The sequence below is a fragment of the Paenarthrobacter sp. NEAU-H11 genome (assembly GCF_050573415.1).
Taxonomy (GTDB): Bacteria; Actinomycetota; Actinomycetes; order Actinomycetales; family Micrococcaceae; genus Arthrobacter.
This window is the reverse complement of record NZ_JBNZGA010000003.1, coordinates 278,514-298,419: the sequence shown is the minus strand read 5'-3', so window position 1 is coordinate 298,419 and position 19,906 is coordinate 278,514. Positions and strand designations below refer to the sequence as shown.

General features: G+C 66.9%; 20 protein-coding genes. 8 read left to right on the top strand and 12 right to left on the bottom strand.

The window, feature by feature from the left end:
* Window positions 1–13: 13 nt before the first annotated feature.
* Complete coding sequence (locus tag ACQ3DC_RS06135) at window positions 14–943, bottom strand: aminodeoxychorismate lyase (protein ID WP_421093190.1); 930 nt, start codon at window positions 941–943, stop codon at window positions 14–16.
* Window positions 944–1,074: 131 nt separating this feature from the next.
* Between ACQ3DC_RS06135 and cls the strand changes: the two genes are divergently transcribed.
* Window positions 1,075–2,514, top strand: a complete 1,440-nt coding sequence (gene cls / locus ACQ3DC_RS06130; RefSeq protein ID WP_157242875.1) for a cardiolipin synthase — start codon at window positions 1,075–1,077, stop codon at window positions 2,512–2,514.
* Between the two features lie 12 nt (window positions 2,515–2,526).
* Here the strand turns inward: cls and pabB are convergent, their stop codons facing one another.
* The 7 genes from pabB to ACQ3DC_RS06095 all read right to left on the bottom strand — a co-directional run bounded on the left by pabB (window position 2,527) and on the right by ACQ3DC_RS06095 (window position 8,686).
* Entirely contained in the window at window positions 2,527–4,602 is a 2,076-nt protein-coding gene (gene pabB / locus ACQ3DC_RS06125) for an aminodeoxychorismate synthase component I (RefSeq protein ID WP_430751789.1), read from the bottom strand.
* A 16-nt stretch (window positions 4,603–4,618) separates the two neighbouring features.
* Complete coding sequence (gene ykgO / locus ACQ3DC_RS06120) at window positions 4,619–4,741, bottom strand: type B 50S ribosomal protein L36 (RefSeq protein ID WP_157240505.1); 123 nt, start codon at window positions 4,739–4,741, stop codon at window positions 4,619–4,621.
* Window positions 4,738–5,814, bottom strand: coding sequence for a GTP-binding protein (locus tag ACQ3DC_RS06115; protein ID WP_157240506.1), 1,077 nt, complete (start codon window positions 5,812–5,814; stop codon window positions 4,738–4,740). The genes ykgO and ACQ3DC_RS06115 overlap by 4 nt, the downstream gene beginning before the upstream one ends.
* Before the next feature lie 112 nt (window positions 5,815–5,926).
* Window positions 5,927–6,463, bottom strand: coding sequence for a low molecular weight protein-tyrosine-phosphatase (locus tag ACQ3DC_RS06110; RefSeq protein WP_321214659.1), 537 nt, complete (start codon window positions 6,461–6,463; stop codon window positions 5,927–5,929).
* Window positions 6,464–6,591: 128 nt separating this feature from the next.
* Complete coding sequence (locus tag ACQ3DC_RS06105; protein ID WP_321214658.1) at window positions 6,592–7,215, bottom strand: LysE family transporter; 624 nt, start codon at window positions 7,213–7,215, stop codon at window positions 6,592–6,594.
* Between the two features lie 47 nt (window positions 7,216–7,262).
* Entirely contained in the window at window positions 7,263–8,081 is an 819-nt protein-coding gene (locus ACQ3DC_RS06100; RefSeq protein WP_157240512.1) for a methyltransferase domain-containing protein, read from the bottom strand.
* A gap of 71 nt (window positions 8,082–8,152) precedes the next feature.
* Window positions 8,153–8,686 (bottom strand): MarR family winged helix-turn-helix transcriptional regulator, encoded by a 534-nt coding sequence (locus tag ACQ3DC_RS06095; protein ID WP_430751788.1) that lies wholly within the window; start codon window positions 8,684–8,686, stop codon window positions 8,153–8,155.
* A gap of 198 nt (window positions 8,687–8,884) precedes the next feature.
* Between ACQ3DC_RS06095 and ACQ3DC_RS06090 the strand changes: the two genes are divergently transcribed.
* The 7 genes from ACQ3DC_RS06090 to ACQ3DC_RS06060 all read left to right on the top strand — a co-directional run bounded on the left by ACQ3DC_RS06090 (window position 8,885) and on the right by ACQ3DC_RS06060 (window position 16,500).
* Complete coding sequence (locus tag ACQ3DC_RS06090) at window positions 8,885–11,092, top strand: MMPL family transporter (protein WP_430751787.1); 2,208 nt, start codon at window positions 8,885–8,887, stop codon at window positions 11,090–11,092.
* Window positions 11,093–11,236: 144 nt separating this feature from the next.
* Window positions 11,237–11,512, top strand: a complete 276-nt coding sequence (locus ACQ3DC_RS06085; protein ID WP_157240518.1) for a hypothetical protein — start codon at window positions 11,237–11,239, stop codon at window positions 11,510–11,512.
* Between the two features lie 251 nt (window positions 11,513–11,763).
* A complete protein-coding gene (gene dnaK / locus ACQ3DC_RS06080; RefSeq protein WP_157240520.1) occupies window positions 11,764–13,641 on the top strand; it encodes a molecular chaperone DnaK in 1,878 nt (625 codons plus the stop codon).
* A gap of 5 nt (window positions 13,642–13,646) precedes the next feature.
* Entirely contained in the window at window positions 13,647–14,327 is a 681-nt protein-coding gene (locus ACQ3DC_RS06075) for a nucleotide exchange factor GrpE (RefSeq protein ID WP_157240522.1), read from the top strand.
* A 170-nt stretch (window positions 14,328–14,497) separates the two neighbouring features.
* Complete coding sequence (locus ACQ3DC_RS06070; protein ID WP_157240524.1) at window positions 14,498–15,469, top strand: DnaJ C-terminal domain-containing protein; 972 nt, start codon at window positions 14,498–14,500, stop codon at window positions 15,467–15,469.
* Window positions 15,470–15,483: 14 nt separating this feature from the next.
* Window positions 15,484–15,909: a heat shock protein transcriptional repressor HspR gene (locus ACQ3DC_RS06065; RefSeq protein ID WP_104999308.1), complete on the top strand. Its 426-nt coding sequence runs from the start codon at window positions 15,484–15,486 to the stop codon at window positions 15,907–15,909.
* Window positions 15,910–16,113: 204 nt separating this feature from the next.
* Window positions 16,114–16,500 carry a hypothetical protein gene (locus tag ACQ3DC_RS06060; protein WP_157242877.1) on the top strand — a complete coding sequence of 129 codons (387 nt, stop codon included), beginning with the start codon at window positions 16,114–16,116 and terminating at the stop codon, window positions 16,498–16,500.
* Window positions 16,501–16,522: 22 nt separating this feature from the next.
* Here ACQ3DC_RS06060 and ACQ3DC_RS06055 read toward each other — a convergent pair whose 3' ends face one another.
* The 4 genes from ACQ3DC_RS06055 to ACQ3DC_RS06040 are packed head-to-tail and all read right to left on the bottom strand — an operon-like array spanning window position 16,523 to window position 19,890.
* A complete protein-coding gene (locus ACQ3DC_RS06055; RefSeq protein WP_430751786.1) occupies window positions 16,523–17,038 on the bottom strand; it encodes a DinB family protein in 516 nt (171 codons plus the stop codon).
* Window positions 17,038–18,402: an FAD-dependent oxidoreductase gene (locus ACQ3DC_RS06050; protein ID WP_430751785.1), complete on the bottom strand. Its 1,365-nt coding sequence runs from the start codon at window positions 18,400–18,402 to the stop codon at window positions 17,038–17,040. Before ACQ3DC_RS06050 ends, ACQ3DC_RS06055 begins: the two co-directional genes overlap by 1 nt.
* Window positions 18,403–18,436: 34 nt before the next feature.
* Window positions 18,437–19,414 (bottom strand): thioredoxin-disulfide reductase, encoded by a 978-nt coding sequence (trxB, locus tag ACQ3DC_RS06045; protein ID WP_321216309.1) that lies wholly within the window; start codon window positions 19,412–19,414, stop codon window positions 18,437–18,439.
* A gap of 53 nt (window positions 19,415–19,467) precedes the next feature.
* Window positions 19,468–19,890, bottom strand: coding sequence for an arsenate reductase ArsC (locus ACQ3DC_RS06040; protein ID WP_157240529.1), 423 nt, complete (start codon window positions 19,888–19,890; stop codon window positions 19,468–19,470).
* Between the last annotated feature and the right edge of the window lie 16 nt (window positions 19,891–19,906).

The following is a 19,906-nucleotide window of genomic DNA, read 5'->3' as shown; positions in this document are numbered from 1 at the left end:
ATCACAGGACCGTTTACTGGATGCCCGCGAACAACTCGTTCAGTTCGGCGGTCAGCTCCTTCTGGACGGAGGGCGTGCCGATTTCCTTGCCGTCGATCCGGTTGACCGGCGCCAGCAAACGGACGCTGGAGATCAGCCACACCGCGTCGGCATCCAGCAGGTCCTGCGGCTCAAGCGGGCCGTAGCCCAGTTCCCAGCCCGCAGCCTTCGCCGCGGTGAACAGCGCGCCCTGCGACGTGCCCGGCAGGATGCCGCTGTCCAGCTGGGGCGTGATGAGGCGCTTGACGGACGTGCCGTCGTCGGACGTTCCTGCGTGGGCCAGCAGCACGGTGGAGGTGGGCCCTTCCAGTACCCGGCCGTCGGAGGAGATGAAGATGACGTCGTCCGCGCCCTGTTTATGGGCATGGCGCAAAGCGGCCATGTTGACGGCGTAGGACAGCGTCTTCGCGCCGAGCAGCAGCCAGGGGGCGCGCTCGGCGGCGTCGCTGTCGTAGCCCCGGTCAAGGAGGATGACGTCGATTCCCGTCTCCCGCTGGCGGCGCGCCAACGCCCCCGTGGGGGACACCTGGACCCAGGCGGTGGGCGCGGTGGCGCCCTCCACACCGCGGGTCACCACCAGTTTGACCACGAGTTCGTCCTCGGCGGCGGAGGCAGGCGGATACTCGGACCGGTACTCGCTCAGTGCAGTCCCGATGGCCCTGCGCCACTCGTCCTCCGGCGGGATAACCAGGTCAAGGGCGTCCGCGGAGCGGGCCAGGCGGTCAAGGTGGGCCTGGACCTTCCGCACGTTGCCGCCTACAGCCAGCATGGTTTCGAAGATCCCGTCCCCGCGGGTGGCGCCCTGGTCCGTGACCAGGAGCTGGGGCTTGGAGGCATCGGCGAGCCGGCCGTCCGGGAACGCGGGGTCGAGGAAAACGAGAACCACGGAAGCTGGAGAGGTCATGGCTCCAGCTTAGTGCGGCGCCGCACGGATAAGCTGGGCAGAGTGCCCTGGCTGGAAACGGTCCGCCGGGAGCCCATCCTCCGGGGGTTTATTTCGTGTTGTGGCCATTCTCGCTTGCCGGCACCGCGCCAATGTGGGTGGTGGTGCTGCTGGGCGTCGCCGACCTCCTGATCAGGGTGCTGGCTGTGGGCATCATTCCGGGCAACAGGCGTCCCACCACGGCGATGGCGTGGCTGCTGGGCATTTTCTTTGTGCCGTTCGTGGGCATCCTGCTGTTCCTGCTGTTCGGCAACTTCAAGCTGTCCAGCCGCCGGCGGGCGCAGCAGCAGCGGGTCAACGAACGCGTGCGGGCCGGGATCTCCTCGCTTTCCGACGTCGAAAGCGACTACCCCGGACCGGAGTGGGTGAAGTCCGCCGCGGAACTGAACCGTCGGCTCGGGTCCCTGCCCATGGTGGACGGCAACTCCGTTGACCTGATTCCCGGCTATCCGGACTCGATCCTGCAGATGACGGAGGCCGTGCGCAAGGCGAAAGAGTTTATCAACGCCGAGTTCTACATCATGAGCACGGACCACATCACCGACGACCTCCTCACCGCGCTGGAGGAGGCAGCCGAGCGCGGCGTCGAAGTCCGCGTGCTGTTCGACCACATCGGGACCCTGCGGGTCCAGGGCTACCGGAAGCTCCTGAAGCGGCTCCGCGCGGGCAAGATCCAGTGGAAGCGCATGCTTCCGCTCCTGCCCATCCACGGCCAGTGGCGCAGGCCTGACCTGCGGAATCACCGCAAAATCATGGTGATCGACGGCGAGGTTGCCTTCACCGGCTCGCAGAACCTGATCGAGCCCTCCTACAACAACCCCCGGCACCGCAAGGCGGGCCGCGAATGGGTGGAGCTCATGGCGCGCCTGCACGGGCCCATTGTGACCACACTGAATGTCGTCTTTGCCACCGACTGGCTCAGCGAAACCGACGAATCCCTGGAGCACCAGCTGCAGCTCCCGTCCAACCCGCACCCCGGGAACGTGACGGCGCAGGTGGTGCCGAGCGGCCCGGGGTTCATCACCGAGAACAACCTGCGGCTTTTCAACACGCTCATCTACTCCGCCCAGCACCGGATCTCGATCTGCAGCCCGTACTTCGTCCCGGATGATTCCCTGCTCTACGCCATCACCACCGCTGCCCAGCGCGGTGTGGACGTGGAGCTGTTCGTCTCCGAGAAGGGCGACCAGTTCCTGGTCCACCACGCCCAGCGGTCCTATTACGAGGCCCTGCTGGAGGCCGGCGTCCGGATCTACTTGTACAAGGCCCCGTTCGTGCTCCACGCCAAGCACTTCACCATCGACGACGAGGTGGCGGTGCTGGGCTCCAGCAACATGGACATGCGTTCCTTCTCCCTGAACCTTGAGGTGTCCGTGATGCTGCTGGGCGAGGACATCGTCACCAAGATGCGTGCGGTGGAGGACACCTACCGGGACATCTCCCACGAGCTGAAACTGGCGGACTGGATCAACCGGCCCCTGGCGGCCCGCTACGTGGACAACGTGGCGAGGCTGACCGCCACCGTCCAGTAAAAACTCCGGGGGTCAGGCGTCCGGGAAGTCCGCTCCCAGGGTGGAGAGGACGCCGAACGCCTTGGTGCGGATTTCCTCGTATTCGTCCTCCGGGACCGAGTCGGCGGTGATGGCGCCCCCGACGCCGAGCGTCAGTTCCGCCGTTCCGTCGCCGGCGGCGTCGATCACCAGGGTCCGGATGGCGACGGCGAGGTCCGTGGCGCCGTTCAGCGAGAAGTAGCCGATGGCGCCGGAGTAGAGCCCGCGCCCGCCACCTTCGAGCCGGTCCAGGATGGCCATGGTGCTGATCTTGGGGGCGCCGGTCATCGAGCCCGCCGGGAAGCAGGCGGCCACGGCTTCGGCCCGGGAGGATCCCCGCTGCAGCTGCGCATCGATCGTGCTCACCATCTGGTGCACCGTGGCGTAGCTCTCGATGGCGCAGAGCCTGCTGACCGTGACGGAGCCCGGGACCGCGAAATGGCTCAGGTCGTTACGCAGCAGGTCCACGATCATGATGTTCTCGGCGCGGTCCTTCAGCGACGCCGCCAGGTCCGCGCGAAGCTGCGCGTCCTCGTGCGGGTCGGCAGCCCGGCGGCGGGTGCCCTTGATGGGCTCGGCGCGCATGCCGCCGTCGGAGGCGATCTTCAGGAACCGCTCGGGCGAGGTGCTGGCCACCGTGAGTCCGCCGAACGCCAGGTAGCTGGCGAACGGGGCCGGATTCCTCCGGCGCAGGGCCAGGTATGCCTGCCACGGGTCCAGCGTGGCCGCCGGAACTTTCGCTGACAGAGTGGTGGTCAGGCAGACCTCGTAGGTGTTTCCCTCGGCGATTTCGTGCTGGGCGGCAGCGATCTTCTCCCGGTACTGCTTGGCGGTATCACGGCTTTGGAATGTGGGCGCTTCCGGAAGTACGACGCCGTTGCTGCCGCCGGCCCGGGCTGCCACGGCCGCCGGCGCGGCGGGGCCGGACGCTGCCTCGACCGCGGCGCGCGCGCCTTCCAGCCACTCGTCGGCATCCGGGGCGTCGAGAGCCAGGAGCCAGGCCGTGCCTTCCGCATGGTCCAGGACAACCGCCCTGCCTGCGAAGATCAGCGAAGCATCAGGCGTGGGCGCGGAATGATCGGATCCGCCGGTTTCCCGCTTGAGTTCGTAGCCCAGGCATCCCAGCCAGCCAAGGGTGAACTCACCGGGGTAGCCTTCGGGGGTGCTGACTGCCGGGTTGCCCCAGACGGTGTCCAGCCAGCGGAAGAAGGGGCGCGCCACCGTGGCGGTGGCGCAGCCTGCCCTTAGCTCGCTTTGTCCGGAACGGTGCGTCATGGACTGGCCGTGTGTGCCGGCGTCGTCCGCCATGATGCTGAAGCGGCTCCGCCCGGCGGCCTCGGACCCTGCCTGGTCACCGGCCTGGCTCGCATTCGATGAGTCGAGCCAGACGGCGTTGGCCGAGGTGCCGTAGAGGGAATTGAACAGCGCTGCTGGATCCGGCCTGGTGTCCAGCTGTTCGGTGCGGATGCTGAGGCCACGGCGCGCCGAAAGCTCGGGGGACAGCGCCGGGGCCAGGGCGGGGAGATACGGCAGGAGCTGCAGGACGTCCGCCGGGGCGGATCCGTCGGCGCGGTTCAGTACCCGGACGTCGGCGTGCTGCGGCACGTCGTCGGTGCGCAGCCATTCCTCCTCCTGCGCAGCCCACTGGTCCCAGTAGGGTTCGTAGGTGCCGCCGTCGCGGTCCAGCGCCCGGGTGCGGCGGACCTCCTCCGGTGAGTCCGCCCAGATGACGGCGCTGAGCAGGCGCCGGGCCGCGGCCGCGGCGGCGCCCACTCCCTCAACGATGACAATCTCGGCCGGCAGCGTGACCCGGGAGTCGCCGTCGTAATGGTTCTGCCAGTCCCAGCTGGTCCAGGTGGCGGCGTCGCCACGGCTCAGGGGCTCCAGAACCGTGGCGACGTAGCGGTCAATGCCGACCATAAGGCCGTTCCAGCCGGGATAAATGTCCTCGAGGTGGAACAGCGACACCCTGTGGTGGGCCCGCAGCCGCGCCGCCAGTTCAACGGCGAGGGTGGTCTTTCCAGCGCCCGAGCGCCCGTCGATGGCAATGATGACGGGGGCTGGGCTCATGAATTAGAGCGTACCGTCATCCCTGCCGCGCTTTCATCCGGGGGTTCTTCCTGTTGATGACGAAGGTCCTCCCGCGCCGCCGGACAACCTGCGCGCCGGGGATCTTTTTCAGTGCGCGGAGTGAATTCCGTACCTTCATGCTGTGCTCCTTGTTTGGTGGTGGTGCAATGCCAGTTCTTCATCGGTGAGCTGGCAGGACATCAGCAGGTTCCCGAGTTCCGCGGCATCAAGGTCCTCGCCCGTCGCTGCTATGACGGAGGCGGCCGGGGCGCCGTGGCCGGCCGGCTGGCTTCCCGCCCCGGGTGCGGCGTGGCCCTCCGGCCAGGCGCCGAGGTTCTCCAGCCACACGCGGGGGCCGATGCCCTGGATCGCTATCCGGCAGGCCGGTGCGGACGCTATCCACAGCTGGCCGCGCAGGAGGCAGCATCCTTCTGCCAGGGTTGCCAGTGCGTCCCGGAACCGTCCGGGGTGCAGCGGCCGCTCGATGCGGTGGAACACTGTGGCAAACGGCGACTCCATGCTGCGGGCCGGGGGACCGGGCGGTTGGGCGTTTCCGGGTGCTGTCCTGGCCACCGCGTCGGCGTAGCGGTGCAGTCCCTGCCTGACTGCTGCCGCATCACGGGCCACCTCCGCGTGCGGAGCGAGTTCACGGAGCAGGTGCAGCCCGCGCTCGCGGCCCGGCGGGTCGGGCGGCACAATGTCCGGCTCGGTGAGCAGCACGGTGTCCGCGAAGGCGAGTTCGCCCACCAGGAATTCGCCCGGCGTCCGCTCGTCTTCCGGTGCGGGAGTGAAGCCGGATTCAAACAAGGTGTGGGAATCCCAGATGTGGTCCTCCAGGGCATCCGGAGAACACGCGAGGATTACCGTACCCACGGGTGCTGCGCGGGTGAGGCCGCGCCGCAGTGCGGACACCGCGGCTGATGCAGGGACGGCAGGCGGCAGGCCAATGATGATGGCCCCCTTCGTGTTTTCGAGCAGCCGGTCGATGCTCGGGACAAGGTCCAGCCGGACGGCGCAGCTGAGGCAACCGTGTTCCAGCATTGTCTCCTCGCGTTCCAGGAGGATCCGGCCACTGAATATTCGCCGGACCACGAGTCCGTCCTCCATGAGGTCATGAAGGACCACCAGGCTGCCCGGATGGGCTGCCGCAAGGTCTTCGCACGCCTGCTGCCGGCAGAGTGCATCAAGGGAACTGATGACGGTGAGGTTCATGCCATCAATGTAGTTGAGAATCGTTCTCAACTACAAATGGAAGGCCAGCCTTGACGGCCGCCTGCCGCCGTCGTGCCTTGGCTCCGCCTGGCTGTCCCGTTCTGCTGCTTGCCTAAGCCTGGCGCTGGAGCTCGGCGTTCCGGACCGCGGCCACTTTGATGTAATCCAGCAGTCCGGGAAGTGCGGCGTGTACCTGATGCCAGACGGTGTCGAAATCGGCGTGGCCGCCGTACCAGGGGTCTTCGATTCCCTGGTCGAGAAGGTCTTTTTCTGCCAGTTGCGGGTCGAAGCTGCGCAGCATCCGGATCTTGTCCCGGGACTCCTGGTCCGGGGCGGACTCGCTCAACCAGGCGTGGTGGTCGATGTCCAGTGCCAGGATCAGGTCCCGTTCGCGGAACCATTCCGGCTGCCACTGGCGGGCAATGTGCCGGCTGGAGGTAAGTTGTGCCGCTGCCAGCCGCCTGGCCGCCCTCGGGTCGATGGGCCGTCCGGCCTCGTATCCCGTTGTGCCCGCGGAGTCCACCGTAACCAAACCGCCCAGCCCTGTGTGTTCCAGCGCCGCGGCGAGCATCAGCTCGGCCATGGGGGACCGGCAGATGTTCCCGGTGCAGACGGCGATCACGCGGTATGGGCTCGACGGTGAGTTCATGATGCTAAGCATGCGCGCTATTTGCCCCTGTTGGCTAGCGCGTGATTCACAATGCTTGACTGGTTTGTAAAGATTCTGGACTTTCGGTCACATGCTCTTCCGTGGGGCGGCCGGAGCGCGCTGCGTCGTCAGTGGAGGAAGGCCAGCAGGATGCCCACGGCCACAAACAGCACCCCGAAGGCCCGGTTGAGGACAAGTTGGCCGCGGGCGCTGTGGGTGAAACGCTCAAAGGACCTGGCCGCGGCGGCGAAGAAGAACCACATCACCAGGATGTCAATGGCAACGATGGTTGCCGTCAGTACTGCGTACTGCGCCAGGAGGGGCTGCTCCGGCCGGATGAACTGGGGCATGAAGGCGAGGAAGAAGATGATGGCCTTTGGGTTCAGGAGATTTACCCAGAATCCGCGCCGGAAGATGGACCAGGCGGGCTCGTTCCGAAGGCCGGCAATCTTCTCCTGCCCAAGGTCCGGCTTGCTGAGGAACTGCCGGATGCCCAGGTACACCAGGTAGGCCGCGCCCGAATAGCGGATCACGTTGAAGGCGATGGGCGAGCTGGCAACGAGCACCCCCACGCCGAGGGCAACGATCACCACGTGGATCACGAGTGCCGCCTGCTGGCCAAGGATTCCCCACATGCTGCGCCGGAACCCGGCATTCAGCGAGTTGCTCATGGTGTTGATGGCTCCGGCGCCGGGGGTGAAGCTGATCAGGACGCCGGCGCCTGCCAGCGCGAGCCAAAGGGAGAATTGCACCAGTCAATCCTACGTGTGCCCGCCGCGGCGTGGCGGATGGGCGGGCCCTACGCCCGGGCGATCACCTCGCCATTGGGGATCAGGAACCAGCCGTCGTCGGTGGATCCCCAGCGGTGCCAGCCCGCGGAAATCCTTGCCAGGTCCGCCGGGTTGGCGAAGCCATACTCCAGTGCCTGCTCCGCGAAGGCCGAGTGCAGTACGCGTTCGCCCCAGACGCGGGCCTGCCACCGGCGCTGCTGGCCGGTGGCATAGAGCCAGTTGCTGCTGGAGGGCGCGACGTCGGTGAAGCCTGCAGCCTGCGCCCAGCTGACAAGCCGCCGCCCGGCGTCGGGTTCGGCCCCGTTCCTGCGGGCGATGCGCTGGTACAGCTCCATCCATTCGTCGAGCTCCGGAATGGCGGGGTACCAGCTCATGCCGTGGAAGTCGGCGTCGCGCACGGCAACGATGCCGCCGGGCTTGGCCACCCGCCGCATCTCACGCAGGGCCTCCACAGGGTCCGTGAGGTGCTGGAGCACCTGATGGGCATGGACGACGTCGAACGTCTCGTCCTCGAAGTCCAGGTCGTAGATATTGCCGGCCACGAACTCGACGTTCGGCACCTCGCGCTCCATGGCGAGGGCCTTGGCCTGGGCGATGATGTCCGGTGACCGGTCCAGGCCAGTCACCTTTCCCGGAGCCACCAGGACGGCAAAGTCGCATGTGATGGTGCCCGGGCCGCAGCCGACGTCGAGCACGTTGCAGCCCGGCGTGAGGTGCGGCAGGACGAACGCTGCCGAATTCTGGGCTGTCCTGGCGGCATGGGCGCGGACCACCGATTCGTGGTGGCCGTGCGTATAAACGTCGTCTTCAGGCTGCTGCGCGCTCATAACCAAACGCTACCCCCAACTAAGTCGCACTAAGTGTCGTTTTGGCCCCTCAAAACGACACTTAGCGCTACCTAGTTGGGTGGGGCGGCTGTGTCCGGCTGGCCTGCGGACGAATCTTCCCGCGCAGCCACCGTGGCTTCCACCATGGCGGCCATGAACCTGCTGACAGTCTCCAGTTCCGCCGGAGTGAAATCGGCCATGGCAGCTCCCATGTGGCGCGCCAGCGGGGCGAAGATGGCGCCGCCGTCCTGGTAGGCCTTGGGCGTCATCTTCAGCTGGACCTGCCGGCGGTCCGAGCCGTGCCGCTCGCGGGTCACGTGCCCCGAATGGTCCAGCCGGTCGATCAGGGCGGTTGTCGCGGGGGAGCTCAGGTGCAGTTCCTTGCGCAGGAGCCCGGGCGTGACCACGTTTCCCTTCGCCGTGTGGCGCATGATCGCGGCCAGGGCATTGAGGTCCGTGCGGTGCATGTCCTTCCGCCCGCCTGCTGTATCCACATACCGGTTGGCCTCCAGTGTGAACTCCTGCAGGAGCAGGACCAGCGGGTGCGGCCCTGCGGGCGGACCGGAAGGAGGTCCCTGCAAGGCCGGGCCGTTATTCCCTGCCATGTCCACCTCCTGAATTCGGGGCACCAGTGCACGCCACCGGTGCTTGGCCGTTGGCCGTCCTGACGGATATTACGCCAGCCCGGCCGGCATGGAGGTACCGGCCGGGGCAAGAAAAGTTAGCCAGGCACTTATCTCTATGATGGAGATACTCTAGTATGGAATCAATCCTACCCGCGTCCCTCCCCTGGAAGGCAAAAAATGAGAACCACATCCAAAGGTTCGGAACGTGTCCCGTTCTGGTTGCGCTGGCTGCTTCCCGTCATCCTGGTGCTGACCTGGCTGGCGCTGGCGGGCGTCGGAGGGCCAACATTCGGGCGGCTCGAAGAGGTCTCCTCCAACGACCAGGCCTCCTTCCTTCCGGCAGGTGCAGAAGCAACCGAGGCGCAGGACTGGCAGGCCAAGTTCCGTGACTCGGATGAGGTTCCGGGAGTCATCGTGATCGAAAGCAGCGAGGCCTTCACGCCGGCCCAGCTGGGGGAGGTTGCGGGACTGCGGGCGGAGCTTGAGGAACTGCAACTCGGCAGCGCGGTCATTGGACCCATCCCCTCCGAAGACGGCAAAGCCGTCCAGTTCATCGCGCCGATCGATTCCTCGGCCGAGGTCAAGGAGGCCGTCCAGGAGTTGCGGGACACCGTAGCCGGCGCGGCCCCGGAGGGCATGCAGACCTTCGTGACCGGCCCGGCCGGGCTTGCGGCGGACCTCACTGCCGCCTTCGCCGGGATCGACGGAATCCTCCTGCTGGTGGCCCTGGCCGCAGTGTTCGTGATCCTGCTGGTGGTGTACCGCTCCCTCCTGCTGCCCGTCATGGTGCTCCTGACGTCCGTCTTCGCGCTGTGTGCGGCCATCCTGCTGGTGTTCGGCATGGCAAAGGCCGGATGGATCCAGCTGAACGGCCAGAGCCAGGGCATCCTGTCCATCCTGGTCATCGGCGCCGCCACGGATTATGCCCTGCTGTACGTGGCGCGGTTCCGCGAAGCCCTGACCCACACCACCAACCGCACCGCCGCGGTCCTGACCGCGTGGAAAGCGTCCTTCGAGCCCATCCTGGCCTCCGGCGCAACGGTGATCATCGCCCTGCTGTGCCTGCTCTTCTCCGACCTCAACTCCAACAAGGCGCTGGGTCCCGTGGCAGCGGCCGGCATCCTCTGTTCACTGTTTGCCGCGCTGACGCTGCTCCCGGCCCTGATGGCGCTGCTGGGCCGGGCTGCCTTCTGGCCCTTCCGTCCCAAGCTGCTCCCCGCGGACCAGCGCGAACCCGAGCTGGTCACCGGGCTGGAGGGCCAGAAGGGCCTGTGGCGTGCCACCGGGTCCCTGGTTTCCCGGCGGCCCCGCGTGGTGTGGATCGCTTCCGTCCTGCTGCTGCTGGTTGCCTCGGCCGGCGTCCTGCAGCTCAAGGCCAACGGCGTTCCACAAACCGACGTCATCCTCACCGCATCCAACGCCGTTGACGGCCAGGATGCCTTGGCGCGGCATTTCGACGCCGGCAGCGGCAGCCCCGCCGTCGTGGTTGCGGACCAAGGCAAGGCACAGGAAGTACTGGACACCGTGAAAGAGGCCGACGGCGTGGGCGAGGCTTATCTCCTCGCCCGGGGTTCCGTGCCCATCACCGGAGCCCCCGGCGCTCCCGGCGCACCTGACGTCCGCGACGGCAAAGTGCTCATCAACGCCACCCTCAACTCCGCCGCGGACTCCCTTGAAGCCGAGGAAGCGGTCAAGGCGCTGCGCGCCGACGTCAAGTCAGTGGACCCGGAAGCGCTGGTGGGCGGCGTAACCGCGACGGCGCTGGATACCAACACCACCGCACAGCGGGACCTGGTGATCATCATCCCGGTGGTCCTGGTGGTGATCCTCTTCATCCTGATGCTGCTGCTCCGCTCCATCCTGGCGCCGGTGCTGCTGGTGCTCTCGGTGGTGCTGTCCTACGCCGCGGCCATGGGCGTCTCCGCCTTTGTTTTCAACAACATCCTGGGCTTCCCGGGGGCGGATGCCACAGTCCCGCTGTTCGGTTTTGTGTTCCTGGTTGCCCTGGGTGTGGATTACAACATCTTCCTGATGAGCAGGGTCCGCGAGGAGTCCCTCAAGCACGGCACCCGGCCCGGCATCCTTCGCGGGCTGGGCGTCACCGGCGGCGTCATCACCTCCGCCGGCGTGGTTCTTGCGGCCACGTTCGCCGCGCTGGGCGTCATTCCGATCATGTTCCTGGTGCAGCTGGCCTTCATCGTGGCCTTCGGGGTGCTGTTGGACACCGTCCTGGTCCGGTCGCTGCTGGTTCCGGCGCTCGCCTACGACATCGGGCCCCGCATCTGGTGGCCGGGCAAGCTGGGGCGGCCGGAGCTGGATGCGGCCATCCAGCGGGAAACCGGCGGCAGCCCCGAGCGCGTGGTGGAGGGTGCAGGCCACCGCTAAACCCCGGACCCGGCCAGTGCCGTGCCCCGGATTGCACGTGCCCCCTGAAGGCCGGTGCGCCGCGGCCCTGTTGGCTAAAAGACCCGCTCGATAGACTGCAAATGCGCCCGTATGGACGCGGAACCTCAAGGGAGAGAAGTCATCATGACGGAACATCACGCCGATGAGCAGCCCCGCAAGGGCAGTACAGCGCCGGGACTGGAAGGCGAAGGCGGACAGTATGTGGACGGCGACTACGGCGATGCCGGCACTGTGGGGGACGTCGCCGCGAACCGTGAAGACGGCGAATATGAGGACGGCGATTACGGCGCCGCCGGCACGGCCGGCCGGGCCCGTGAAGCGGATGTGATCGGTGAGGAGCTCACCGATGAACAGGTGAATACCACTGCCGAGGAGCGCCGCCCGGACGGCGACAGGTAACACGGCAGCAAGAAGCATCGCGGCGGCAGGTTCTCCAGCAGCGAAACGGGGAACCGCCGTCGTCCGCGTTTAAGATCCGGGAACCGCGCCATTGCGCGGGAGTCGCGGCATGTGCGGACCGCCCCGGACCACAAGTTGAGTGTAGTACGCTCAACTTCGTATTGACATCATCTGTGCGCTGAGTAAAGTTGAGTGCAGAACGCTCAATCAGTGGGCGCCAACCAGTTTCCCAGGAAAGAAGGAAGCAACTCATGTCACGTGCAGTAGGTATTGACCTCGGAACCACCAACTCCGTCGTCTCCGTTCTCGAAGGTGGCGAGCCCACCGTCATTGCCAACGCCGAGGGTGGCCGCACCACGCCGTCCGTCGTTGCGTTCTCCAAGTCCGGCGAGGTCCTGGTGGGCGAGATCGCCAAGCGCCAGGCCGTCAACAACATCGAGCGCACCATCGCCTCGGTCAAGCGCCACATGGGCACCGACTGGACCAAGTCCATCGATGACAAGAAGTACACCCCGCAGGAAATTTCCGCGCGTATCCTCATGAAGCTGAAGAACGACGCCGAGTCCTACCTGGGTGAAAAGGTCACCGACGCTGTGATCACCGTCCCGGCGTACTTCAACGACGCCGAGCGCCAGGCAACCAAGGAAGCCGGCGAAATCGCAGGCATGAACGTGCTGCGCATCGTCAACGAGCCCACCGCCGCGGCACTGGCCTACGGCCTGGACAAGGGCAAGGAAGACGAACTCATCCTGGTCTTCGACCTCGGTGGCGGTACCTTCGACGTCTCCCTGCTGGAAGTCGGCAAGGACGAGGACAACTTCTCCACCATCCAGGTCCGCGCCACGGCCGGTGACAACCGCCTCGGCGGCGACGACTGGGACCAGCGCGTTGTTGACTACCTGCTGAACCAGCTCAAGGTCAAGGGCATCGACCTGTCCAAGGACAAGATCGCCCTGCAGCGCCTCCGTGAAGCGGCTGAGCAGGCCAAGAAGGAGCTCTCCTCCTCCACCAGCACCAACGTCTCCCTCCAGTACCTGTCCGTCACCCCCGACGGCCCGGTCCACCTGGACGAGCAGCTGACCCGCGCCAAGTTCCAGGACCTCACCAAGGATCTGCTGGAGCGCACCAAGAAGCCGTTCCACGATGTCATCAAGGAAGCCGGCATCAAGCTCTCCGACATCGACCACATCGTCCTGGTGGGCGGTTCCACCCGTATGCCCGCCGTGTACGAGCTCGTCAAGGAACTCGCCGGCGGCAAGGAGCCGAACAAGGGCGTGAACCCGGATGAGGTTGTGGCCGTTGGCGCAGCCCTCCAGGCAGGTGTCCTGAAGGGTGAGCGCAAGGACGTCCTGCTGATCGACGTCACCCCGCTGTCCCTCGGCATCGAAACCAAGGGTGGCGTGATGACGCACCTGATCGAGCGCAACACCGCCATTCCCACCAAGCGGTCCGAGACCTTCACCACCGCTGACGACAACCAGCCGTCGGTGGCCATCCAGGTCTTCCAGGGTGAGCGCGAATTCACCCGCGACAACAAGCCGCTGGGCACGTTCGAGCTGACCGGCATCGCCCCGGCCCCGCGTGGCATCCCGCAGATCGAGGTCACCTTCGACATCGACGCCAACGGTATTGTCCACGTCTCCGCGAAGGACAAGGGCACCGGCAAGGAACAGTCCATGACCATCACCGGCGGCACCGCGCTCTCCAAGGAAGACATCGACCGCATGGTCCGTGACGCCGAGGAGCACGCAGCCGAGGACAAGGCCCGCCGCGAGGCAACCGACACCCGCAACACTGCCGAGCAGCTCGCCTACTCCGTGGACAAGCTCATCGCGGACAACGCCGACAAGTTGCCTGAAGAGGTCAAGACCGAGGTCCAGGCCGACGTCGACAGCCTCAAGAAGGCACTCGAAGGTACCGACGACGCTGCCGTGAAGGCCGCCTTCGAGAAGCTGCAGGCTTCCCAGGGCAAGCTGGGCGAGGCCATCTACGCCCAGTCCGGTTCCCCGGACGGCGCCACCGGTGCTGCCGGTGCTGAAGGCGCTTCCGCGGGGGCCAAGGCAGGCTCTGCTTCCGATGAGGACATTGTCGACGCCGAGATCATCGACGAAGACGAAGCGAAGAAGTAGCAGCCATGCCCCATCACGGTAACGAGGAAGAGCACACTTCCGCAGGCCAGGAGAACACGGACCAGCGGGGCGACAGCCATGAGCCGGTCATCCGGGACAACCGCAAGGTTGACCCGGTGACCGGGCAGGCCCGCCACCCCGAGGGCGGCCACGCCGCCGCTGCCAAGGATTCCGACGGCGATGCGCTCGCCCAGGCTGAGGAGATCCTGAACGGTGTGGAGGTGCCGGCTGCGGAGTCCGTGGCCCAGGGCGCTGGTTCGGCAGGGACAACCGCAGAGGCCGCCGAGCTGAGGAACGACCTCCTCCGCCTGCAGGCCGAGTACGTCAACTACCGCAAGCGCGTTGAACGCGACCGCGCGGTGGCAGGGGAAATGGCCGTCATCGGCGTCCTGAACTCCCTGCTGCCGGTCCTGGACGACGTCGATGCGGCCCGCCAGCACGGCGACCTCGTTGACGGTCCGTTCGCCGCGATCGCCGCCAAGCTGGAGAACGCGCTGAAGACGTACGGCCTGGTCCGGATCGACGAGACCGGCGTGGAGTTCGATCCCACGATCCACGAGGCCCTGATCCAGCAGCCCGGCGAGGACATCGAGGTTGACACCGTCAGCCAGGTGCTCCGCTCCGGCTACAAGTCAGGCGAACGCGTCCTCCGCGCAGCGCAGGTCATCGTCGCAGTTCCGGCTTAGTCGGGGGTACTTCGGCGCTACGCCGGATAGGGGGCGGTGCCCTCCACACCGCCGCCCCCTATCCGGCCTCCGCGCCGGCGGTCATCTCGCCTAAGGTGAGGTAACCACAAAGCTCGCAGCGGTACAGGGGCGGAGAGCTGTTAGTTAGAAGACTTTGAAAGGAAACGCCATTGGCTAGCCAGGATTGGGTGGACAAGGACTTTTACAAGATCCTTGGTGTCGCCAAGGACGCTTCCGACGCCGATATCAAGAAGGCTTATCGGAAGCTGGCCCGGCAGCACCACCCTGATACCAATGCGGGGAACACGGCTTCCGAGAAGAAATTCAAGGACATCTCCGAGGCTTACTCGGTGCTTTCGGATCCCGAGGAGCGCCAGCAGTACGACGCCATCCGGGCCATGGGCGGCGGCGCACGGTTTGCGCCCGGCGGTGCCGGGGCGGGCAACGGCGGCTTCGAGGACATGTTCGGCGGCCTCTTCACCGGCAACACCGGCCGGCATGCCGGCGGCTTCAATCCTTCCGCCGGCGGCATTCCGCCGGAGTTCGCCGACCTGTTCGGCGGCGGCTTTGGCCAGACAGGGTTCCAGCGGACGCCCCAGAAGGGTGCGGACCGTACTGCCTCCACGAGCATTTCCTTCGCCGGCTCCATACGCGGCACCACCATTGGCCTGCGGGAACCGAGCGGTGAAGTCATCGACGTCCGGGTGCCAGCCGGCATCAAGGACGGCCAGAAGGTCCGCGTCCGGGGCAAGGGCCAGCCCGGCGCTGCCGGTTACGGGGACCTGGTGGTGTCCGTCTCGGTCCAGCCGCACGCCTTCTACACGCGCGACGGCGACAACCTCCGTATCCACGTCCCCGTCACCTTCCCCGAGGCTGCTTTGGGAGCGGACATCGAGGTGCCCACTATCGACGGCGAAAAGGTGCGGGTCCGCGTGCCGGCAGGGACGCCGTCGGGCCGCACCCTGCGGGTCAAGGGCAAGGGCGTGAAGACGTCCAAGGGAACCGGCGACCTGCTGGTGACCATCGACGTCGCCGTTCCCAAGAACCTGAACAAGGAAGCCGAAACCGCGGTCAAGGCGTTTGCCGAGGCCACGGCGGGAGCCGATGTCCGTGAGGGCCTGGCCGCCAAGGCCCGGTTGTAGCAGGGAGGTGTGCAGTGGACGTCAGTGCTGACCAGCCCATTTTCGTGATTTCGGTGGCGGCTGAGCTTGCGGACATGCACCCCCAGACGCTGCGGCAGTACGACCGGCTGGGTATCGTCTCGCCCAGCCGCGCTCCCGGAAAGTCCCGCCGCTACTCACAGCGGGACGTGACCATGCTGCGTGAAGTGCAGCGGCTGTCCCAGGAAGGCGTCTCGCTGGAAGGGATCAAGCGGATCCTGGAACTCGAGAACCAGGTGGCCGCCCTGCAGGGCCGGATTGCGGAGCTGACCGAGGAACTCGGCCGGCGCCGGCAGCCCTTGGACGCACGGATCTTCGCGGCCGGCGCGGCCGGTGACGTGGTGAGCCTGGCACGGGGCCAGCGCCCGCGCCCCCGCTCGCAGGCCGTGGTGCTCTGGCGGCCCCGCTCCCTCGGTACATAGCTGCTTTCGCAAGCCGGACCTAAGTACCGCGCCGCCGGTACCGGCCGGAATTAGAGTACTCGCTACTCGTGACCCCGGAGCCCTCGGAAACTTCAATGGAACCACTGCTGGATCAGCAGCAGTGGTTCCAAGGTTTCTGGGGGTTTCCATGTGTGGTTCCGCTTTTAGCAGCCCTGCCCGTGAGGCGCACCGATGAGCCCGGGGATGGAGTCGGTGGCAGCGTTCAGCGGCTCGCTTCCGGGCCAACTGCTGCTCGCCTTCGGTCAGACAATTGTGGTGGTGTGCGTCTGCTTCGACATGGTGCGCGCGCTGTCCGTCCCGAGGTCCCACCGGCGCTACCTGGCAAGCACTGTCTTCCGGACCCTGGCGGTGCCGTCCATCATCGTCAACGGGCTGACTGTCCTGATCGCCTTGGTGCTGGCGTCCTGGATCGATGTGGTGATGGGAATGTTCGTGCTGATGGCCATCATTTTCCGCCTGCACCACGACAAGGACGAGGACAACTGGTGGAAGGGCAAGGGCAAGAAGCTTGCCCGCTGGGCGCGCCGGCAGTTCTCCGGGCGGACCGCCGTCGCCCCGGCGATGGGGTAACAGGCGTCTCCTGCCGCGGGTGCTAAAGGCTCAGTTGCTTGGCATGGAAGTCGAAGTGCAGCGTGGGGTAGCGGTATACCTCGGCAAGCGTCATCGATGGAGCGAAGAACGGGTCCCACCTGTCCGGAAACGCCATGGAGCGGGACAGCGACGCCTCGCTCTCGCGCTCCAGGCGGCGGGAGAGCGCAGCCAGGGTCCTGTCCAGTTTCCGGCCCATTCTCCGCCTGTCGTAGACGGTCGAAGCCGCCCGCGAGCCCCAGTAATTGACCACGTCGAACGGGCGGGTTCCGGCGTTGAGCAGCGCCGCGAACGCCTCGCCGGCCGGCTTGGGCAGGCGGCTGACAACGTGCACCAGGGGAATCAGGGCCCGCACCACCATGTACCCGAAGACCATGTGGAAGAGCAGCTGCTCATTGGTCCATCGGGTGCCGTTGCTGCCGCGGCGCAGGTCTTGTGGTGTTGCCCCTTCCAGCAGGACCTTGAGCTCGCGGGCCGCACGGGCATACCCGTCCGTGATGTCCTCCTTCGATGGACCCATCACTGCCTGCCATGCGAAAGCCCGGTGGGAAAGCCCACCAGTACCGGCTCGGGGGCGGTGCAGCAACCCGCTCCGGAACCCGCCGGGGTGGCGGCCGGGACCTCGCAGCTGGTGCCGGCGTCCGTGGAGCAGACGCCCGTCTCGGGGAGTACCAGCTGGACGGTGTTGGAGGCTTCCTGGTCGCCGGCCAGGGCGGCGACGACGGAGCGGACCTGCTCGTACCCGGTTGCCAGCAGGAAGGTTGGGGCCCGGCCATAGGACTTCATGCCCACGACGTAGAAGTCCTTGTCCGGGTGGGCGAGGAGCTTGGCTCCGTGCGGCGGCACCGTCCCGCACGAGTGGAATTCGGGGTCGATGAGTGGCCCAAGCTGGCGGGGAGCCTCGACGGCAGGGTCGAGGTCAAGCCGGAGCTCGCGCAGCATCGCCAGGTCCGGGCGGAAACCTGTGCAGGGGACGACGACATCGGCATCAAGGGTTCGGCCGTCGACGGATTGCACCGTTACGCCGGAGTCCAGCGCTTTCAGCGAAGCGATGCCAAAGCGGGTGTGCAGTTCGATGGTGCCGGCCTGGACCAGGCGCCGCAGCCGTGAACCCAGTTGCCCGCGCGCCGGCAGGCCGTCTGCGTCCCCGCCGCCATAAACCTTCTCTGCGGACCCGCCACGGACCGCCCACAGGATCCGGGTTGCCGGCTCCTGCCTGGCGAGGTCGGCGAGGCTGATCAGCGTGTTGGCGGCGGAGTGCCCGGCACCGACCACCAGCACCCGCCGTCCCGCGAAGCGGCTCCGCTCCCGGCCGGAAACGTCCGGGAGCGGCGAAGAGATCCTGTCAGCTGCCGCGTTTTCGCCGACGGCCGGCAGCCCTGAGGTGCCCAGCGGGTTCCGGGTGCCCCAGGTGCCGGACGCATCGATCACTGCTGCCACAGTGTGGTCGCGGGTCTCGCCGTTCCCGTGCTGCACCCGCACGGTGAACGGCGTGGTGTCCCGGTCCCGGGAGTGCGTCTTGTCCAGGCCGGCGCGGGTCACCGCCGTGACCCGCGCGCCGGTCTGGAGGCGGGAGCTGATGGCGGGGGTCGCAGCCAGCGGTGCGAGGTAGTTGTCGATGAGTTCCCCGCCGTAGGGCAGCGCGGTGGGGCGGGGGGCTTCCCAGCCGGCGGACTCCAGGAGGCGCACCGCGGCGGCGTCGAGGTTGAACCGCCACGGCGAGAACAGGCGGATGTGCCGCCAATCACCAATGGCCGCGCCCGCCGTCGTGCCTGCCTCAAAGATCAGCGGCTCAAGCCCGCGCTCCAGCAGGTGCGCCGCGGCGGCCAGGCCCACGGGCCCGGCGCCGATTACGGCAACCGGCAGGTTCGTCGTCGAATCCATGTGTCCTCTTTTGTTCTTGGGTGGGCGGGGCGGGTCAGGCGTGGGTTGGTTCCTCGACCAGGGCGGTGGCGATGCTGTCCGCGTCTTCGAGCGCCGCGAGGTAGCGCTCGGCATCCAGGGCGGCGGCGCAGCCGGTGCCGGCCGCGGTGATGGCCTGGCGGTAGCGGTGGTCCACGGCGTCGCCGCAGGCGAAGACGCCGGAGAGGTTGGTGACCGTGGTGGGGGCGTCCACCTTGATGTAGCCCTCGTCGTCCAGGTCCACCTGCCCGGCCACGAGTTCGGTGCGCGGGAGGTGGCCGATGGCGACGAAGATTCCGGTGGCGGCCTGCTGGCGGGTTTCCCCGGTGCGGGTGTCCGTCAGCGTGACGCCGGTGACCTTGGTATCGCCGTGGATGGCGGTGACGGCGGAGTTCCAGGCGAAGCTGATCTTGGGGTTGTCCTTGGCACGCTGCGCCATGATGCGGGAGGCCCGCAGTTCGCCCTTGCGCACGACGACGGTGACGGACTTGCCGAACCGGGTCAGGAACATCGCCTCCTCCATGGCCGAGTCGCCGCCGCCTACCACGATGATGTCCTGCTCGCGGAAGAAGAACCCGTCGCAGGTGGCGCACCAGGAAACGCCGTGGCCGCTGAACTTCTTCTCCTCCGGCAGCCCGAGTTCCTTGTAGGCGGAGCCGGTGGCAAGGATGACGGCGGGAGCCTCGTGCACGTCGCCGCCGCCGGTGACCACCCGCTTGAGGTGGCCCGCCAGCGAGACTTCCGTGACGTCGTCGAACACCACCTGCGCGCCGAACTTCTCCGCCTGTTCCTGCAGCCCGTCCATGAGTTCCGGACCCTGGATGCCGCCCGGGAAACCGGGGAAGTTCTCCACTTCAGTGGTGTTCATCAGGGCGCCGCCGGCGGTGACCGAGCCGGCCAGGACCAGGGGCTTGAGCCCTGCCCGGGCGGCGTAGATGGCGGCGGTGTAGCCGGCAGGGCCGGACCCGATGATGATCAACTGTTCTGTGTTCACGGCGTTCACGGTCTCGCTCACGGGAATCTCCTGGGGGTCGGAATCTTGTGGATCTACTTGGCGGCCGGGATGAGGGATTCGATCAGGCCCTCGATGCGGGTCCTGATCTGGTCGCGGATGGGGCGGACGGATTCAACGCCCTTGCCTGCGGGGTCCTCGAGGACCCAGTCCTCGTAGCGCTTGCCGGGGAAGTACGGGCATTCGTCACCGCAGCCCATGGTGATGACGACGTCGGATTCCTTCACGGCCTCGGTGGTCAGGACCTTGGGAACCTCGGCGGACATGTCGATGCCCACCTCGGCCATGGCTTCCACGGCGGACGGGTTGATCTTGTCCGCGGGCTGGGAGCCGGCGGAGCGCACCTCGATGGCGCCCTTGGAAAGGCTGGTGAGGAAGGCGGCGGCCATCTGGGAACGGCCGGCGTTGTGGACGCAGACGAACAGGACGGACGGTTTCTTGGCGGTTTCGGTGCTCATGGTGTTCTCCGGTGGT

Coding starts and splice junctions, on each gene's coding strand:
- pabB (WP_430751789.1), bottom strand. CDS start 4,602: ATGAGCCCAGCCCCCGTCATCATTGCCATCGACGGGCGCTCGGGCGCT.
- ACQ3DC_RS06090 (WP_430751787.1), top strand. CDS start 8,885: ATGAGAACCACATCCAAAGGTTCGGAACGTGTCCCGTTCTGGTTGCGC.
- ACQ3DC_RS06050 (WP_430751785.1), bottom strand. CDS start 18,402: ATGGATTCGACGACGAACCTGCCGGTTGCCGTAATCGGCGCCGGGCCC.
- ACQ3DC_RS06100 (WP_157240512.1), bottom strand. CDS start 8,081: ATGAGCGCGCAGCAGCCTGAAGACGACGTTTATACGCACGGCCACCAC.
- ACQ3DC_RS06110 (WP_321214659.1), bottom strand. CDS start 6,463: ATGAACTCACCGTCGAGCCCATACCGCGTGATCGCCGTCTGCACCGGG.
- dnaK (WP_157240520.1), top strand. CDS start 11,764: ATGTCACGTGCAGTAGGTATTGACCTCGGAACCACCAACTCCGTCGTC.
- ACQ3DC_RS06135 (WP_421093190.1), bottom strand. CDS start 943: ATGACCTCTCCAGCTTCCGTGGTTCTCGTTTTCCTCGACCCCGCGTTC.
- cls (WP_157242875.1), top strand. CDS start 1,075: ATGTGGGTGGTGGTGCTGCTGGGCGTCGCCGACCTCCTGATCAGGGTG.
- ACQ3DC_RS06115 (WP_157240506.1), bottom strand. CDS start 5,814: ATGAACCTCACCGTCATCAGTTCCCTTGATGCACTCTGCCGGCAGCAG.
- ACQ3DC_RS06085 (WP_157240518.1), top strand. CDS start 11,237: ATGACGGAACATCACGCCGATGAGCAGCCCCGCAAGGGCAGTACAGCG.
- ACQ3DC_RS06055 (WP_430751786.1), bottom strand. CDS start 17,038: ATGGGTCCATCGAAGGAGGACATCACGGACGGGTATGCCCGTGCGGCC.
- ACQ3DC_RS06040 (WP_157240529.1), bottom strand. CDS start 19,890: ATGAGCACCGAAACCGCCAAGAAACCGTCCGTCCTGTTCGTCTGCGTC.
- ykgO (WP_157240505.1), bottom strand. CDS start 4,741: ATGAAGGTACGGAATTCACTCCGCGCACTGAAAAAGATCCCCGGCGCG.
- ACQ3DC_RS06060 (WP_157242877.1), top strand. CDS start 16,114: ATGGAGTCGGTGGCAGCGTTCAGCGGCTCGCTTCCGGGCCAACTGCTG.
- ACQ3DC_RS06095 (WP_430751788.1), bottom strand. CDS start 8,686: ATGGCAGGGAATAACGGCCCGGCCTTGCAGGGACCTCCTTCCGGTCCG.
- ACQ3DC_RS06075 (WP_157240522.1), top strand. CDS start 13,647: ATGCCCCATCACGGTAACGAGGAAGAGCACACTTCCGCAGGCCAGGAG.